Source organism: Nodosilinea sp. LEGE 06152, assembly GCF_015207525.1.
GTDB lineage: Bacteria > Cyanobacteriota > Cyanobacteriia > Phormidesmidales > Phormidesmidaceae > Nodosilinea.
Genome location: NZ_JADEWR010000009.1, coordinates 209906 through 227127 on the forward strand (window position 1 = coordinate 209906; position 17222 = coordinate 227127).

Annotated in this window: 15 protein-coding genes and 1 pseudogene; 9 read left to right on the plus strand and 7 right to left on the minus strand. The window is 58.9% G+C overall.

The annotated features are described in order from the left end of the window. The first annotated feature begins 70 nt into the window (after positions 1-70). The 3 genes and pseudogenes from IQ265_RS14150 to IQ265_RS14160 all read left to right on the plus strand — a co-directional run bounded on the left by IQ265_RS14150 (position 71) and on the right by IQ265_RS14160 (position 3591). Positions 71-2233: pseudogene (locus IQ265_RS14150) on the plus strand (tetratricopeptide repeat protein). Then, positions 2184-2714 carry a CHAT domain-containing protein gene (locus IQ265_RS29490; RefSeq protein ID WP_347404964.1) on the plus strand — a complete coding sequence of 177 codons (531 nt, stop codon included), beginning with the start codon at positions 2184-2186 and terminating at the stop codon, positions 2712-2714. Before IQ265_RS14150 ends, IQ265_RS29490 begins: the two are co-directional and overlap by 50 nt. A 16-nt stretch (positions 2715-2730) precedes the next feature. Further along, complete coding sequence (locus tag IQ265_RS14160; protein WP_194054673.1) at positions 2731-3591, plus strand: GNAT family N-acetyltransferase; 861 nt, start codon at positions 2731-2733, stop codon at positions 3589-3591. A gap of 42 nt (positions 3592-3633) precedes the next feature. Here the strand turns inward: IQ265_RS14160 and IQ265_RS14165 are convergent, their stop codons facing one another. Continuing rightward, positions 3634-4764 (minus strand): cob(I)yrinic acid a,c-diamide adenosyltransferase, encoded by a 1131-nt coding sequence (locus IQ265_RS14165; protein ID WP_194054675.1) that lies wholly within the window; start codon positions 4762-4764, stop codon positions 3634-3636. Positions 4765-4890: 126 nt separating this feature from the next. Here IQ265_RS14165 and fraC point away from each other — a divergent pair, with 126 nt between their 5' ends. From fraC to IQ265_RS14180, 3 genes are read left to right on the plus strand one after another with little or no spacing between them, the layout of a single operon-like run. Beyond that, on the plus strand, positions 4891-5481 hold the full coding sequence (fraC, locus tag IQ265_RS14170) for a filament integrity protein FraC (protein ID WP_194054677.1): 591 nt from the start codon (positions 4891-4893) through the stop codon (positions 5479-5481). Next, positions 5475-6512, plus strand: a complete 1038-nt coding sequence (locus IQ265_RS14175; RefSeq protein WP_194054678.1) for a DUF5357 family protein — start codon at positions 5475-5477, stop codon at positions 6510-6512. The genes fraC and IQ265_RS14175 overlap by 7 nt, the downstream gene beginning before the upstream one ends. Positions 6513-6546: 34 nt before the next feature. Then, the gene (locus IQ265_RS14180; protein WP_194054679.1) at positions 6547-7326 is read left to right on the plus strand and encodes an ABC transporter permease; all 780 of its coding nucleotides are present in this window, start codon (positions 6547-6549) and stop codon (positions 7324-7326) included. A gap of 521 nt (positions 7327-7847) precedes the next feature. Here IQ265_RS14180 and IQ265_RS14185 read toward each other — a convergent pair. From IQ265_RS14185 to IQ265_RS14205, 5 genes are all read right to left on the minus strand, one after another. Next, positions 7848-8423, minus strand: coding sequence for a DUF308 domain-containing protein (locus tag IQ265_RS14185; protein WP_194054680.1), 576 nt, complete (start codon positions 8421-8423; stop codon positions 7848-7850). Between the two features lie 300 nt (positions 8424-8723). After that, entirely contained in the window at positions 8724-9794 is a 1071-nt protein-coding gene (locus IQ265_RS14190; RefSeq protein WP_194054681.1) for a succinylglutamate desuccinylase/aspartoacylase family protein, read from the minus strand. 21 nt (positions 9795-9815) lie between these two features. Next, complete coding sequence (locus IQ265_RS14195; RefSeq protein ID WP_194054682.1) at positions 9816-9971, minus strand: hypothetical protein; 156 nt, start codon at positions 9969-9971, stop codon at positions 9816-9818. Between the two features lie 333 nt (positions 9972-10304). Further along, the gene (locus tag IQ265_RS14200) at positions 10305-11114 is read right to left on the minus strand and encodes a cyanophycinase (RefSeq protein ID WP_194054683.1); all 810 of its coding nucleotides are present in this window, start codon (positions 11112-11114) and stop codon (positions 10305-10307) included. Positions 11115-11262: 148 nt separating this feature from the next. After that, positions 11263-11430 carry a hypothetical protein gene (locus IQ265_RS14205; RefSeq protein ID WP_228037888.1) on the minus strand — a complete coding sequence of 56 codons (168 nt, stop codon included), beginning with the start codon at positions 11428-11430 and terminating at the stop codon, positions 11263-11265. 226 nt (positions 11431-11656) lie between these two features. On the opposite strand from IQ265_RS14205, the gene IQ265_RS14210 reads away from it, so the two are divergent. Further along, positions 11657-12025, plus strand: coding sequence for a Lin0512 family protein (locus IQ265_RS14210; RefSeq protein WP_194054684.1), 369 nt, complete (start codon positions 11657-11659; stop codon positions 12023-12025). A gap of 56 nt (positions 12026-12081) precedes the next feature. Here IQ265_RS14210 and IQ265_RS14215 read toward each other — a convergent pair whose 3' ends face one another. Then, the gene (locus IQ265_RS14215) at positions 12082-13143 is read right to left on the minus strand and encodes a potassium channel protein (protein WP_194054685.1); all 1062 of its coding nucleotides are present in this window, start codon (positions 13141-13143) and stop codon (positions 12082-12084) included. A gap of 269 nt (positions 13144-13412) precedes the next feature. On the opposite strand from IQ265_RS14215, the gene IQ265_RS14220 reads away from it, so the two are divergent. Both IQ265_RS14220 and IQ265_RS14225 read left to right on the plus strand, forming a co-directional pair. Further along, complete coding sequence (locus tag IQ265_RS14220; RefSeq protein WP_194054687.1) at positions 13413-15497, plus strand: M3 family metallopeptidase; 2085 nt, start codon at positions 13413-13415, stop codon at positions 15495-15497. 671 nt (positions 15498-16168) lie between these two features. Then, positions 16169-17116 (plus strand): DUF2382 domain-containing protein, encoded by a 948-nt coding sequence (locus tag IQ265_RS14225; protein ID WP_194054689.1) that lies wholly within the window; start codon positions 16169-16171, stop codon positions 17114-17116. Positions 17117-17222: the final 106 nt, after the last annotated feature.

The window sequence follows — 17222 nt, forward strand, 5'->3', positions numbered from 1 at the left end:
AGCTGTTGCCAAGGCTTGAGTGGAACCAGCTCAACAGGTCGCATTGTCATTTGAATAGGGGTGTGTTTCGATGCCAAACCGTCTGCGTCGTCGCCTAAAAAGCCTCTGGGGCCTGCTGTTTTTGGTGGGGCTGCTGCTGGCGATTTGGAGCGGCCAGGGGTGGTGGTCAGCGGGGTTGGCAAATGATGCGATCGCACCTGAGACTGGCACCCCAGAGCAGCTGGTGCAGGCAGGCGTCTCCTTCTACCAGGCTGGCGACTACCAGAGCGCCATCGATCGCTGGCAGCGAGCTTTGCAGAGCTATGGCCCCGGCGCTGAGTCATCGCAGCGGGCGCTAGTCTACGAAAACCTGGCCAGAGCGCACCAGCAGGTGGGGCAACCTGCCGAGGCGCTAGACGCCTGGGCAGCAGCGGCGACCCTCTACCGCGATCTGGGCGACTCGCTGCACCTGGGGCGCACTTTAACCGAACAAGCTCAAGTGCATTTGAGTTTAGGGCAGCACCGACGGGCAATCGCCCTGCTCTGTCTACCTCAGACCGAGGCTCCCGCAGACGCCTGCACCCCCGGCTCGGCCCTCGCCCTCGCCACCGCCACCGACGATGATCTGGGGGAAGTCGCGGCCCTGGGCAGTCTGGGCGAAGCCTACCGCCTGCAGGGTGACTACCCCGAGGCCGAGGCCGTGTTGCAGCGAGGGCTAACACTTGCCCAATCGTCGGGCTATGGTGAGTTTGAGGGGCCATTGCTCAACAGCCTGGGCAGCATTTTTCAGCGGCGATCGCGCCTTGACTACCGCCGAGCCGAGGCAGCGAGCCAGCTGGGGCTAACCGGCATTGCCAACACCTTTAGCAGCCAGGCCGAGGGGCAAGCGCAGCAGACCCAGCAGTTTTTAGAACAAGCCCTTGAGCGTGCTCAGCAGCAGAGCAATCTAGCCGCTGAGTGGCAAACCCGACTCAATCTGCTGCCCCTTTACCGCCAGCAAGACGCCCCCACCGCTGTGGATGCGACCCGCCAGCGGCTGGCCGAGTTGGTAGCTCAGCTGCCCGCCAGCCGGGCGGTAGCCTATGGGGCGATCGCCGTAGGGCGGTCGTACCAGCCGGTGGGCACCACCTTTCGCTGTGCCCTGCCCAGTGACGAGGCCCAGGCCCAGACTTGGCTAGAGCAGGGAAGGGCGATCGCCGCTCAAATTGGCGACTATCGCGCCCAATCCTTTGCCTTAGGAGAGCTGGGCCACCTGCGCGAGTGCCAGGGCCAGCTCGAGGCCGCTATGACCCTGACCCAGCAGGCCCAGGTGGCCGCCACCCAGGGGTTGGCCGCCGCCGACAGCCTCTACCTGTGGCAGTGGCAAGCGGGCCGCATCGATCGCCGCCAGGGTAACGCCGAAGCGGCGCTGGCCGCCTACACCCAAGCCGTCACCACCCTGGAGAGCATTCGTACCGAAATTTTGGTGGCCGATCGCGATGTGCAGTTCGACTTTCGCGATACCGTTGAGCCCCTCTACCGCGAGCTGATTGAACTCCAGCTGTCGGGGGTGGACAGTCTCCAGGCGGCCGCCAAGCAAGCCCTGCCCCCCTCGGCCTCGGCTCTAGAGTCGGCCCTGGTCACCGCCGATGCCCTGCGGCTAGCCGAGCTGCAAAACTACTTTGGCAACGACTGCATTCTCAACCCCGTTGCCCAGGCCCGCGTTGACCTGCTGGCCCAAAGCACCAATACCGCCGTCATCAGTTCGGTCGTGCTGCCCCAGCGCACGGCCCTGATCGCCAACCTGCCCAACCAACCGCCCCAGCTAATTTGGATTAACAACAGCGCCCAGCTGCGAGACACCGTGGTGCAGTTTCGCCTGGGGTTAGAGGCCTTCTACACCGAACCCTACGACACCACCGTGGCCGAACAGCTCTACGGGCAGTTAATCAAGCCCCTAGAACCGGCGCTAAAGGCGGGCAACATTACCACCCTGGTGTTTATCCACGACGGCTTTTTGCGCAGCGTGCCCATGGCGGCGCTCTACGACGGCAGCCAGTTTTTGATTGAAAAGTACGCCGTGGCCACCACCCCGGCCCTCACCCTGACCCCTGCSSYSSSSCAGCRCNNCCSRACWRMTKRCRGSSGYNTNGGTGCTGGGCAGCAGCCAGGCGGTGGTCGCGGCGGGGCGCAGGTTTCCGCCCATTCCGGCGGTGCCGACGGAGGTGGCCTCGGTCTTAGCGGCGCTGCCGGGCAGTCAGGCCCTGCTCGATGAAGCCTTTAGCCAGGCTCAGCTACAGCAGGCTCTGCAAGAAACGCCCTTTTCCATTCTGCACTTTGCCACCCACGGGCAGTTTAGCCCCGACCCGACGGAGAACTTCATCATCACCGGGCAGGGGGAAACCGTTACCTTTGGTCAGCTAGAGGGGTTCATTCAGGCGGGGAACCCCAACAACTCCCAGGTTGACCTGGTTATGCTGACGGCCTGCGACACCGCCGCCGGGGACGATCGCGCTACCCTGGGTTTAGCCGGGGTGGCGATTCGGGCGGGGGCAAGGAGTGCGATCGCCTCTCTCTGGCAGGCTGACGACACGACCACAGCCCAAATTAGCCAGGATTTCTACCGGTTTCTGAAAGAGCCTGATCTCAACAAAGCCCAGGCGCTCCAGCAGGCTCAAATTCAAGCTCTTCGTCGGGGTTCTAGCGTGACCCCCGGCAAGTGGGCATCACTCATTTTGGTGGGCAACTGGCTTTGAATCCAGCGTTACAGCAATGACAAAAGCCCATATTCGCCCCGCCCAGCCAGGCGATAAAGCGCAGATTCTAGCCTTTTGCCAGCACACCTGGGATGACGAAGCCGACTATATCCCCACCGTGTGGGATCTCTGGCTGGCTGACCCCGCAGGCCACATCCTGGTCGCCGACATCAATGGCCAACCCGTCGGCATGACCAGGCTTGTGCAGCTTTCCGACACCGAAGGCTGGTGGGAGGGGCTGCGGGTCGATCGCGCCTTTCGCCGCCGGGGCATTGGCTCTCGCCTCACCCAGACAGCTCTAGATCTAGGACATTCCCTGGGCCTCACTACCCTGCGCACCTGCATCAACGTCACCAATACCTCCATGCATCCCTTCGTGCAGCACCAGGGTTTCAGCCCCCTAGGTGACTACGCCATTTACCATGCCGCCAGCGAGAATGCCCCTACGGCCCTGCGGTTGCTGGAAAAAGATGACTGCGATCGCGCCTGGGCCGCCATTAACCGCTTTGTAGAGCAAGAGCGCGATCTGCTCTTTGTCGTGCGCGGGGCTAAATGGCAAGCCCTCACCTCGGCCCACCTCGCCCAGCGCCTGGGCCAAAGCTGGGTCTGGGGCTGCTTTGAGGGCGATACCTTGGTCGGCCTATTCATCCGCAGCCCCATGGAAAACCCCGACGGCACCCTTTGGACTGGCTGGCTAGGTGGCACAGCCGCCGGAGTTCAGGCGGCCCTGCATGGCTTGTGCAGGGTGGCCCACTCGGCGGGCTTCAGGGCGATTGGCGGGTTCCTACCCCAGGGCACCTTGGCCACTGTTCTAAAAACGATTGGCCACGAATGCTCCGACACCAGCGTCTACAGACTGTACGAAAAACGTTTATAACGCTGGAGGTCCGCCTGGGGTTCTATACGGCAGGCGGCGGGGCTAAAAGTCAACACCCCGCTTTAAATCGATGCCTTTTTCGGCGTAGTGTTTGTGGTTAAACACCTCAGAGTGGGTGCTGGCCAGCTCAAAGTAGGCGGGGCGGTTTTTGCAGCGTCCGGTAATAATGACCTCGGTGCCGCGGGGCTTGCGCAGCAGCGCCTGCAAAATTGGCTCTTCGGGCAACAGCTCGAGGTCTACAGTAGGGTTTAGCTCGTCAAGAATGATGGTTTTGTAGAGGCCGGAGGCGATCGCCGTGCGGGCAATTTCCCAGCCCCGCTCGGCCTCGACGTAGTCAATTTCCTGCTGCTGGCCGCGCCAGACGATCGCGTCGCGGCCACAGCGCTGGTGGTCGACCAGGTTGGGGTAGATTTTGCGCAGGGCGGCGATCGCGGCGTCTTCGGTATAGCCGTTGCCCCCCTTGAGCCACTGAATAATCAGCACCCGGTGAGAAAAATCCTGACTGATGCCGCGACCGATCGCCTGGAGCGCCTTGCCCAGGGCGCTGGTCGATTTGCCCTTGCCCGAGCCGGTGTAGATCTCGATGCCCTCGATGCCTTCGATGCCTTCAGGTTTAGGCTGGGGCTTCATTTCGGAGTGCAGGTTGGCGACATCGAGCAGGGGCTGGGGGGCACCGCGCCCGGTAGCAATAATCTCCAGATGGTCGGGCTTGTTGCGCAGGGTTTTGGCCACTTCATCCACGTCGAGCAGGCCCAGGTCGAGCACCGGGTTAATTTCGTCGAGCACGACCACCGAGTAGAGACCCGAGGCGATCGCCCCCTTGGCCACATCCCAGCCCCGCTGCGCCTCCTGCTTATCGAATTTGGTGATGTCGTCGGGGCCAAAAAACTCGGCCCGCCCGGTGCGCACCTGGTCGATCAGGTGGGGAAAGCCCCGCTGCAGGGCCTCAATGGCGGCGTCTTCGTCGTAGGTGCGGCCCGGCCCTTTGAGAAACCGCAGCAGCAGCACCCGGCTCTCTAGAAAATTTTGAATGCCCAGACCAATCGATCGCAGCACCACCCCCAGCGCCACCTGCGACTTACCCTTACCCTCGCCGTCGTAGACGTGAATTTGCCCCGTAAGCCGCTCGTTGCCCTGCTGAGCGGTGCGAATGCCAATGCCGGTTCTAACCATGGGTGTTGCGTATTGCGTAGTTTGTTGATGGGGCCGCTACAAGATCTTAGCGAAAGCTGGGTCGAGGTTATACCCTTGATAGTGCACTGAGAAACCCTTAAGACCCTCGCGTTTGCCGCCCGCCCCATGCCCCTTAACGATTTGCTGTCAGAACTTGGCATTATGCCGCTGCGGGCGATCGCCTTTCAGAGCCTGCTGCTGATGGTGGCCATTGTGCTCGAAGCCATGGTGCTGCGCCAGCAGCTGCGCCTGGGCTACCGCACCAGTATGCAGTACGCCGCCACCCTCAACCTGCTGGCCACAAGCCTGGGCTGGGTGGCGTTTTTGGCGGCCGAGGCGGTGCTGCCCCTGGCCCTGCGCAGCCAGATTATCAGCTATGTCCTGTTTAACCGCTTTTACGCCAACAGCTGGACCGACGTGCTGCCGGTGGTGGTGGTGGTGGTAGCGATCGCCGCCTTCTTCTTCACCTACTGGATCAAGCTCCAGGGCCTGCTCTGGCTGCTGCAGCTGCTGGGTCAAAAGCCCATCGATACCACCCCAGAGGCGATCGAAGTCAGCCGTCGCCAGCGCTACCAGCGGGCCCGCCGTGTCCAGGTTGAAGAACAGCGGAGCGACTCGCCTCGGGCCCTGGCGGTGCTGCAGGCCAACGCCCTGAGTTTTACCGCCATTTTGGTGCTGTTGCTGCTGGTCAATCAGACTGGGGTGGTGGGATGGTAGGAGGGCTGTTAACTTTTCTGCGCCAAACGCTGATTGAGCTGGGCAACCTGCTGAGCAACCTGCTGCCGCCGCGCTACTTTTCCTGGCAGACCGTCATTTATATGAGTCTGTTCTCGTGGCTGATGTCGCTGCTGGCCCGCCTGCTTGCCACCACGGCGTTCACCATCGGGCTGCTGGCGACCATCAGCTGGATCTGCCTGGCGATCGGGGTAGGCTGGGCTCTGGAGTCCAACAAAGCCCGGCTGTTTGGCATACCCATTGCTCCCTGGGTGTCGGGGGCCATTCTGTGCCTGTTTTTGTTTGGGTCGTGGGGCGGGCGGTGGCTACAGCCCGCCCTGGTGGCCTGGCCCCTGGTGTCTTTTGCGGTAATCGCGGTGCCGAACCTGCTGAGCTGGGATTTTTCGCTCAAAAACCCGCCCCCCGCCGTGCGTCAGCAGCTGGCGCTGCTGTTTTGTCTCAGCCTGCTGTTTAGCAGCTGGTTTCAGTTTTACTTTCGCATTCAAACCTGGGTACGCAACTACCCCAGCCTGGTGGCCGACAGCGTTGAGAATAGCGCCTTTGTCTACCGCATACCGGGCCAGACCATTGCCTTACCCGCCGGGGTCACCCACTTGACCATTGCCGAAGAGCTGCTGCGCGAGCAGGTTGACAACAAACCCTGGCCCTCGGTAGAGCGGTGGCTGCTCAACCTTGACGGCCAGCGCCAGGTCATGCGGCAGCGGGTGCGCAGCCAGACCGGGCGCACGACATCCCTCGAAGACTCGCTCTGGCAGCTCGATTTTCAGCCGTTGTCCAATGGCGATGGCTACACCCTCAAGCTGTGGGCAATTTGGTCGGGGCCAGCGGCCAGCCCCAGCGGCTACTACCTAGAGAAAACCTGCCTGCTCATGCCCGTCAATCGCGGCGGTCTGTTGCCAGAAAACTCGCCAGCGGGCTACAGCACCACTCAGTGGGCCAGTCTCACCTGCGACTTAGAAACGCCGCGGCTGGCTGGGCACCCTAGGGGGGTAGGCGCAAGAGGTCAGGTTTGAAGCCAGTTGTGAGGTCACTAGGGAGTTGAGATCGATGGTGCTATCTCGGGTGGCGGTGATTGCCCGCACGGTATTTTTAGAGGTGATTCGCGATCGCATTCTGTATCTGGTCGCCCTGTTTGCCCTGGTCATGGTGATAGCGCGAGTGCTGCTGCCCGATATTGCCGCCGGAGCCGAAAACAAAATCTTGCTCGACCTGGGGCTGGCCGCCATTCACCTGCTAAGCGTGATTGTGGCCGTGTTTGTTGGTACGGGTTTAATCAACAAAGAAATCGAAAAGCGCACGGTGCTGGTGCTAATTGCCAAGCCCGTCAGCCGCGCCGAATTTATCATCGGCAAGCACCTGGGGCTGACGGCGGTACTGGCCGTGCTAATTGCCGCGCTCGGGCTGATTTTTGTGGTGCTGCTGGGGGCTAGCGGCGTGCCCTTTTCGCTGAGCAGCATCGGGCTGGCCCTGGCCTTTATGATTTTGGAGGCGGCCCTACTGGTGGCGGTGGCCATTGTGTTTGGGGTGTTTACCAGCTCGCTGCTGGCCACCCTGCTGACCTTCGCCGTCTACCTGATGGGCCACCTCAGCCAGGACATGGTGGCCTTTGGAAACCTGAGCGAAAACCCGGCGGTGCAGCGCCTGACCAACACCCTTTACCTGGTGCTGCCCGACCTGGAACGCCTCAATCTGCGCAATGCCGCCGCCTACGGCCTGGAGCTGCTGCCCGCTGCCCCAGATCTGTGGGGCCACACCATCTACGGCCTGCTCTACACCGGGCTATTGCTAGCCGTGGCAATTCTGGTTTTTTCGCGCCGCCAGTTCTAGAGACCAGTACAGAACCCCGGTTTCTTGGCTCCTTGTCGTTAGGGCGGCGATGGCAGAAACCAGGGTTTTAGCCATGCCGTACCAAGGCTCTAGGGGCTGGGCGTGGCAATGGGGATGGCATCAGGACTTTAGCCGGAATTGATGACACGCCCTAGGACTTGATTAAAGAATCTGTTTTGAGGGCTCTAATACCAATCGTCCATGCCGCTAGCGCGGCACCCCAACGATAAAAATAGCCATAGCCGGTCCCTGAGCGAAGTCGAAGGGATGGCTATTTATAGAGCAAATCCGAGTCACACAACCCCGATTCGTAATCGGTACCTCGTAGGGAGCATTGCACTGCAATGCCCCCACAAATCGGGGGTATACAGACAGGATTTGGTATAACGTGTTTATAGCGGTGGCCAGTCCGCTTAGGACATTGGTAACCGCCATTGGCGAAAACTCGGGCAGCGAACTGGCGTATAGCCATCGCTCCAGAAGCTCCGGAATATCCTAACCGTCCTGGCGATGGCTATAGCTTAGCTATCGGCGAGGGGGCGATCGCTGGTGGCTTTGCGAGCGGCCAGGGCTGCAGCCAGCAGGCTGATGCCGGTCAGCAGCAGGCTAATGCCCACGTATAGCCCAATCAGCCAGAGGGCGCTAACGGGCCAGCGATTGAGCACCATAATGCCAAGAATGAGGGTGACAACGCCGTTGAGCACCACCAGCCACGACATGCTGCGGCCCACCTTTTGGGTAAACCCCATAATAATGGTGTAGATGCCTTCAACAATAAATAAAATACCGAAGGCCAGGGTGAGGGCGAGCAGGGCTGCCCCCAGGTTTAACAGAATATAAAGACCCGAAATGGCGTAGAGCAGACCGACCACCAGGTTGAGCCAAAAACCGCGCACGGGGTGCGATCGAAAGGATTGAATTACCATTAAAATGCCGCTGACCAGGGCAATCCATCCCATCATGGCGGTGAAGAAGGCCGAGGCCACCATTGGCGAAATGATGGCGAAAATGCCGAGCACAATCAGCGCAATGCTCAGAAAAATGACCCAGTTTGTCGCTTTTTTAATGTCTTCGCTCGAGAGTAGGTCGGATGTCATAATCGTTTCCTCGCGTTTTGTTATTGAGGGGGACTGAGGGGTTCCGAAACATCAACACTTAGCTAGCGTGAAATGAAACGACTGTGAAAATTGTAGGCGGTGACAAAAGCCAGTGAAATTAATAGATGTAAACCGTGCCCACCCCGTCTACATAGAAGGAATGGAAGAAGGCTACGAGTTCAACACCGTAACGCCGCGCAAGAATAAACCCAGCGCGATCGCTCGGTTGTTCAAACCCACGGGTTTATCCTGATATTCAGCGCCGATCGCGCACAGTAACCAGGCCGCGGCACTCTCGATTTAGTTCACCGTCGCCCCCTGGCTGTAGAGAATCTGCACCACCCGCGAGCCGGGTTCGCAGACGGCGTCGCGGGCCACCACGGCCACTTCGCCCATGACGCCAGCTCGGTACTCGGCCACCACATCGCCAAAGGCATTGCGCTGCCGGGCGATAGGCTGGCCGGGAATGACGCGATCGCGCAGATCCACTAGCATCTCTAGAAACCCGCCCGTGGTGGCGCGAATGGTCTCCAGGGCGTCGCCCACCACCGTACCCACCTCGGCGGCGGTGCGGCCCAGGGGGCCATCGACCAGGCCGTAGTGCTTGAGCACGTTGAGGGTGCCCTCCACCGCTCCGGCAATCTTGGTCGGGTCAAACCGCCGGGGGCCGCCAATTTCCACCGTCATGGCTGGAATGCCTGCCTCTACCAGGGCCGTTTCGAGGGTGCCCGCCAGGCCGGGGTCGTTTTGCATCTGCTCAGCCGGAAACAGCTCGGCCATCTGCCGCACCGTGGGCTGGCGCAGGTCGGCAAACAAAAACAGGGTAAAGTCGCTGCCGGTAGTCACGGTGTGGTAGTCGATCACCATATCGACATTGTTGATTAGCAGGCGGTTCCACAGCAGCCCAGCGTGGCGGGTGGCGGCCGTAGCCCCAGCTTCATTCCCCGGCCACACCCGGTTCATATCCACCTGGGAGCCGCCGCCCTGGGCGGTCAGCCAGTGCGATCGCGTATACTCCACCGCCGGGCGCGACACCCCCAGCACCGCCACCACGCTGCCCGCCATCGCCGTCGGGTCGAGCTGAGCCATCACCCGCTGAACCGCATCAATGCCGCTCACCTCGTCGCCGTGGATGCCCGCGACCAGACCGACACAGGGGCCGGAGCGATTGCCCTTGGCCACCACCACCGGCACGTACCAGTGCTGGCCCGTGCCCATCTGCACCCCCTCAAAAAAGAAGCGATGGCACTGCCCCGGGGCCAGTTCGCCAACGCCCAAATGGCTAATCACCGGCACCCCCTGGAGGATGTCGCCGGTGTAAACGGTCTTCTCGAGGTTGGGAATGGAACTTGGGTTGATAAGAGTGGTCATAGTAGTTAGCGATTGTGGGATTTACACCGTGCCGTAGACCAGCGACAGCAGCGGGTTAGCACTATTAAAAGTGCAGCAGAGCCGATAGAGAAAGCTGGAAATACCTAGAGTGAGAAGAGCGCTTTCAACGCCCCGTAGGAGATCCAGGGTACCAGGAGTGAGGGGGCGTTCCTGCATCGGTGGCAACCTATTCTACCCGCGCTTGGCACTGCTGCCGCTAGCCAACCTAGCGTTGATCAGTTCCCTCACCCGAATTAGGGCATTAAAAACCCCTAAAAACGTTCAAACGCTTTTAGGGGCAATGTCTCAACCAGACGGGCTACAGCTATAGCCTCTAGAGCTGAGGGATTCGAGGGGCAAACGGTACGTTTGAGGGCTGGGTCTCACAACTTATCGCCTAATACCAAATCCTGGTTACCTACCCCCGATTGGCTGAGGGCAAACAACCGTTTGCCCCTACGGAATGCCCGTTTTGATTCGGGGTTTTTGAACTCGGACTTGGTATAACGACTACACGATTGGCGTATGGGTCTTGAGGTTGAACCGGTAACCCTGGGGCAAAATATGCAGCTTGACCCCGCATAGGGCAATGGGTTCGTCGTTGAGTAGCCCCTCCAGGTTGTTGTGAGTAGCGCTGGTTTCATCGACCACGGTGACGGTTCCCTGGCCAATCACGGTAAATTCGTCCCCGGTCACGATAATGCCGGTGTTTTCGTCAATGCCCAAACCCAGCACCGCTGGCTGCAGCACCAGCGCCGCCAGCAGACGCCCCAGGCGGCCCCGCTGGGCAAAATGCTGATCGACTACAATGCCCGGTAAAAAGCCCATACCTGGTCCCATTTCCACCGCGTCAACACTGGGGTTCGACACCGAGGCACCGCCCACAATCATTTCGTCGGGCATCATCGCGGCCCCGGCGCTGGTACCGCCAATCACCGCCCCAGCGGCACGGCGCTCGCGAATGGCCTTGCCCAAGGGCGTATCTTTGACATAGTCAACAATTCTGGACTGGTCGCCCCCGGTGAAGAAAATGCCGGTGGCTTCAGAGACCTTGCGAATGCCGTCTTCCCGCTCAGCGTCTTCCCGGCGCTCGGTGTGCACAACTTCTACTGACTCGGCTCCGAGCCGCTCAAACACGCGGATATATTCGTCCCCAACTTCGCCAGGCAGGCTGGTGGCAGCGGTCATGACAGCAACGCGGGCATTGACACCCCCGGCAGCGCGAAGAAATTCTCTCAGCACAAGGCAGTCGCCTTCTTTGTCTTCTGCGCCACCAATAATGACGAGCGAGCCTAGTTGTTGTTCTTGTTCGGTACCCACGGTGAGACTCCTTAAAGCGTCTGTCGTTACAGAACTCAAGTATCACAGACGAATAGGTTAGTCATGCTATGCCTATTGGCCATACCTTTCGGCTACTAGGCTATTCCTTAATGTCTCAGCTAGGCACGACCTAGCTGAGGCGATCGCCTCAAACCATCGGCATATGGGTTTTGAGATTAGACCGATAGCCGTGGGGCAAGATGTGCAGTTTCACTCCCCATAGGGCAATGGGTTCGTCCTTTAGCCCCCTCTCCAAGTTGTTGTGGGTGGCGGTGGTTTCGTCCACTACGGTAATACCGATGGTCTCAGTACCCACAGCGGAAACTCCTGTGGGGTTGGTTGAGAGCGTAGCGACCTGTCCCAGACGGGTAGGCGGGTCATGCTAGACCTACCGGCTGAGTTCTAGAGTAAGGAGTTGCCGTTGGCGCAGTCCATCGCGCGCTCATAGTCCAACGTTAGCCCGCTGTTACCCCTCCTCCAGGAGGGGTGTAACAGCGGGCTGTACCATGTTATTTACAAATCTCTGCTGGGAAGGACTGACCGTGACCCATAAGCGACTAATTATTGAAATGGGAATGGGCGTCGATCAGCACGGCCAAGACCCCACCGTGGCGGCGGCGAGAGCGGTGCGCAATGCGATCGCTCACAATGCCCTCCCCGGCGTCTGGGAAGTTGCCGACCTCAGCCACCCCAGCGAAATGCTGGTCGAAGTGCAGGTCGCCGTCCCCTTTCCCGAACAGGTGCGGCAGGATGAGGTGCTGGCGGTGCTGCCCTTTGGCCAAAAGACCCTGGTGCTCAAGGAAGGCGGCATGGTCGTGGCCGGTCGCGCTATCCCTGAGCTTGACGACAAAAACGATGATATGTACGTGGCGATCGCCGCCGTTACCGTCTCGATTCCTGACAAAGGCTAGCGATTTTGAATTTTAGACAGTGGGTCTGAATCCAAAATCCCTAATCCAAAGTCGCCCTACCGCAACCTCGCTCCCCGATACCGCATCTCCTTCTTGATCGCGTTCTGCTGGGCGAAGTTAGGCATATCCCCCTGGTGGCCCATCAAAATTACTGAGTCGCCTAGGGCCAGATAGGTGGCTCGGCTGGGGTGAATGATCACCTCACCATCGGCTCGGCGCAGGGCCACGGTGATAAACGTGCCCTGGCCCTTGAGTTCAATGTCGCCAATGGTGCCGCCAATCAATGGTGAGGTAGCATCAATTACCAGCTCATTGAGCTGAATATCTAGCTCCGCCAAAAACTCATTCAGCCCGTGCTGGCCATCAGTCTGCGACAAAAAGTCCACCGCTGACGGATGACTGATCAGGTGGGCCATGCGCAGAGCGCTAATGCTGGCGGGCAGCACCACGTGGTTAGCCCCCGCCAGCCGCAGCTTTTTCTCGGTAGAGGGCATTTCACCCCGAGCCAAAATCATCAAATTGGGGTTCATCTCCCGCGCCGTCAGGGTAATGAATACATTGGCGGCATCGTTGGGCAGCACCGTGGCCAGCGACCTGGCCCGAAGAATACCCGCGGCCTCTAGGGCAGCCTCGTCGGTGGCGTTGCCCTGATAAATGAGATAGCCCTGCTCCTTGGCTAGGGCTACTCGTTCCATGTCGTTATCGACAATGATAAATGGCTGGCGATCGCGCTTTAGCTTGCGGGCCACCAGCTGGCCAATGCGACCAAAGCCGCAAATAATCACGTGGTCCTCTAAGTCGGCAATTTCTTTAGTCATGCGTTTTACATGGAGGGCTCGATGGATCTCCCCTTCGGTAATCATCTGCACGAAACCCGAGACGGTGTAGGCCACCGACAGCGCCCCGGCCACAATCACAAAAATTGTAAACACTTTCAGGGGCGGCGAGGTCAGGGGTTGTACTTCGCCATAGCCCACCCCAAAAATGGTGATCACGACCATGTAGATGGCGTCGAGGAAATTCCAGCCCGCCGCCATATAGCCCGTCACCGCTACCACCACCGTCAGCGAGAAAAAGACAATTCCCGTAATAATCCGCCGAAACGAGCTATTTAGCATCAATCCCTCAGACAATGCCCAGGCCTCGACAGAAATCGGATCAGTTTTCAAATAAAGGCTATGGTAATTGACAGCCTGCCCCTCAAAGAGTGCGGCACATAGCAAATTACGATACAGTATAAAGTGAACTCATAATGACTTCGACTAAATTGACTACCTACGCCAATCCTCGTCGCTGAACCACTGGCCCTGGGGCTTTGGGGCGATCGCTCCGGCCCAGACAGTTTTATTGTTTTCGTACCCTTCTACCTCAAATTGATTCTGTGACTATGACAGCTACCACTCTGCAAAACCCTCTTCTCATTGGTGCAGGTCTACCTCCCTTCGACAGCATCGACCCCGCCCACGTTGTCCCCGGCATTACCGCCCTGATTGACGACCTCACCACCGACTTAGAAACCCTCGAAGCCCAGGTCACCCCCACCTGGGATGGCCTGGTAGAGCCCCTAACCCATATCGAAGAGCGTCTGGGCTGGAGCTGGGGTATTGTCGGCCATTTAATGGGGGTGAAAAATAGCCCTGAGCTGCGGGCTGCCTACGAAGAGGTGCAGCCTGCCCTGGTGCAGTTTGCCACCCGTCTGGGCCAGAGCAAGCCCCTCTACGAAGCTTTTAAGCAGCTGCGCGCCAGCCGTCAGTGGGAAAGCTTCGACCCCGCTCAGCAGCGGATTGTCGAGTCCTCAATTCGCGAAGCTGAGCTGTCTGGGGTAGGTCTAGAGGGGGCAGAAAAAGAGCGCTTCAACGAAATTCAGCAGTCCCTGGCCGAGCTCACCACCAAGTTCTCGAACAACGTGCTCGATGCCACCAAAGCCTTTAGCCTTACCCTCACCACCCCTGAGGAGATCGACGGCCTGCCGCCCAGCCTGCTGGCTTTAGCCGCCCAGCTAGCCCGCGATGCCGGCGACGAGAGTGCGACCCCTGGCGCGGGTCCCTGGCGCATTACCCTCGACTACCCCAGCTTTGGGCCGTTTATGCAGCACAGCCGCCGCCGCGACCTGCGCGAGCAGCTCTACCGCGCCTTTGTCACCCGCGCCTCCGAGGGCGATCTCGACAACAGCCCCAACATTGAGAAAATTTTGGGACTGCGCCACGAAATGGCCAATCTGCTGGGTTACGCCACCTATGCCGACCTCAGCCTGGCCCGCAAAATGGCTCCTTCAGTGGAGGCGATCGAAAAGCTGATGGGCGAGCTGCGGGTCGCCAGCTACGACACTGCCGTCAAGGAGCTGGACGAGCTCAAAGCCTTTGCCCGCGCCAAAGGTGCCGCCGAAGCCGACAGCCTCACCCACTGGGATACGGCCTTCTGGGCCGAGCGCATTCGCGAAGAAAAGTACGGCCTTAACGACGAAGAACTGCGCCCCTACTTCCCGCTGCCCCAGGTGCTTGACGGTCTATTTGCCCTGGCCAACCGCATTTTTGATGKCACCATTGCCCCTGCCGACGGCGAAGCGCCCGTGTGGCACGCCGATGTGCGCTACTTTCAGGTGCTCAACGGCAGCGGCGACCCGATCGCCCACTTCKAYCTCGACCCCTACAGCCGCCCCGCCGAAAAGCGCGGTGGAGCCTGGATGGATGACTGCATCAACCGGGGCAAAATTAACGGGCAGGTGCGGCTGCCGGTGGCCTACCTGGTCTGCAACCAAGCTCCCCCGGTCGATGGCCAGCCGAGCCTGATGACCTTCCGCGATGTAGAAACCCTGTTCCACGAGTTTGGCCACGGCCTGCAGCACATGCTGACCCAGGTAGACTACACGGGTGCCGCCGGCATTAGCAACGTGGAGTGGGATGCGGTTGAGCTGCCCAGCCAGTTTATGGAGAACTGGTGCTACCACCGCGACACCCTGCTCACCCTGGCTCGCCACGTCGATACCGGCGAACTGCTGCCCGAAGACCTGTACCAAAAGATTGTTGCCGCTCGCACCTTTATGACCGGCAGCGCCATTCTGCGTCAGGTCCGCTTTGGCTGGACCGATATCGAGCTCCACCACCGCTACCGTCCGGGCAGCGATGAAACGGTGCGGCAGGTCAGTCAGCGCATTGCCGAGCAGTCATCCATTCTCAAGCCCTTGCCAGAGGATGCCTTTTTGTGTGCCTTCACCCATATTTTTGCGGGGGGATATGCGGCAGGCTACTACAGCTACTTCTGGGCTGAGGTGCTGAGCGCCGATGCCTTCGCGGCCTTTGAGGAAGCCGGGCTAAATGACGAGGCGGCGATCGCAGAAACTGGGCACCGCTTCCGCGACACCGTGCTGGCCCTAGGCGGTAGCCGTCACCCCATGGAGGTGTTCAAAGCCTTTCGGGGCCGTGAGCCTAGCACTCAAGCGCTGCTGCGCCACCGAGGGCTAGCGGCCGCCTAGCATCCATCCAAAACCGGGCTGTTGAGGCGTCAGACCCCCCACTCAGGGGCTTGAGCCCAGCGGCCCGTTTTTTGTCTCTATGGATGTGTTTCTGGGGCGCGATCACGCCCCAGAAGGTCGGGCTCAACCTCCCCAGCTGGACTTAGGTCAGGTTCAGCGCAATTACTGACTCAACCGTTCTATAGCTTTAGCCAGTTCGCTGCCCCAGTTCAACGACTAACCGTAGAACTGGGGCAGCGATCCGTCGTGTAGCTATCGCCAATAGCTAGCGTTAATCGATGTCAGCCCCTGACCTCCAGTTCTCGCTTGAACCAAACTCCTAGCGAGCGATCGCAATCTTAGATCTAGCTTACGAAAACGCTTGGAGCCTGCGTTTAGTCTGCACAGGCAAGCGCCTAATCTTTTTACGATTCAACTTGAATCGCCATGTCTATTCAGTATTCCGCGTAGGTAAAGATACAGGCAATCATTCAGGAATAGTAGGTTTACAGAATCTCTATCAATGGTAAAGATAGGCTGATCACTATGTTTACAAATCTTTAAATATTTGGTTGATATAGAAACAGCTCAAAGCTATGCCTATTGGGGTTGCTTCTGCCCGTCTATTGGACGATGAGGCACTGAAGTTATCTTCTTATGCTTTACAAAGACGAACTAAAGGAGGCTTTTTTATGCCTTTACATAGACTCAAAGATTACTACCCTAACTATCGCGAAACCCTAGCCGATGGGCAGATGGGTGATCTCGATTCATACTCCATCTACACTCAAGGTGAAGAGCGAGTAGGCACCGCCAAGGATTTGCTGGTGGATGACTCAGGTCGTTTCCGCTATGTAGTCGTTGATACGGGTCCGTGGATCTTCGGCAAAAATGTTTTGCTGCCCATTGGTCTGGCCAACTTCGACTACAACAAGACCCGCATTTATGTAAACGGGTTGTCTAAATCTCAAGTGGAAAATCTGCCTGAGTACAACGAGAACACCGTTGTTGACGATCGCTATGAAGACCAGGTGCGCGGGCAGTACAAGCCGCTCGCCCAAGGCCGTTCTAATCGTCAATTCCTAGGCAACAACTATGCTACGCCTAACGATGCCAGCAGCATGACCGCCCTGGATGCCGATAAGCAGTCCATGCGTCCCCTAGAGAGCAATGCGGCAGTTCGCGCCACGAACACTCAGGCCACCAGCGCCAGCATCTACGATCGCGAACCCAACTACTACGGTTTGAGCGACCAAGATAACCACGGTCCTATCCGTTTGTTTGAAGAGCGCTTAGTTGCCCACCGCAGCCACAACAAAGTGGGTGAAGTGCGCGTTGGTAAGCAAATCAGAACCGAAACTGCCGAAGTTTCTGAACCGATTACCAAAGAGCGCGTCGTGATCGAAAGACATGATGTCACCGGCCAGCCTGCGGTCGCTGCTGATCACGCCTTTGAAAACCAAGAGGTAGCGCGGATGGAAGTTTACGAGGATGAAGTTACTGCTGAGAAGCAGGCTTTCGTCCGAGAAGAGGTCAACATCCGTAAAGAAACCGAGCAGGAAACTGTGCGGCTACGGGATCAGGTGCGTCGTGAAGAACTAGACATTGACACTGACGGCAATCCCAGAGTCAATCGATAAAACCTTAGAAAGATTTGGGTCAGATCTTCTGGCCTAGTCTTTCTGGTTTTTAAGCCTCATGGGGCATTGCAGCAGCAGTGCCCCATCCTTAAATTAAATTGTTTAG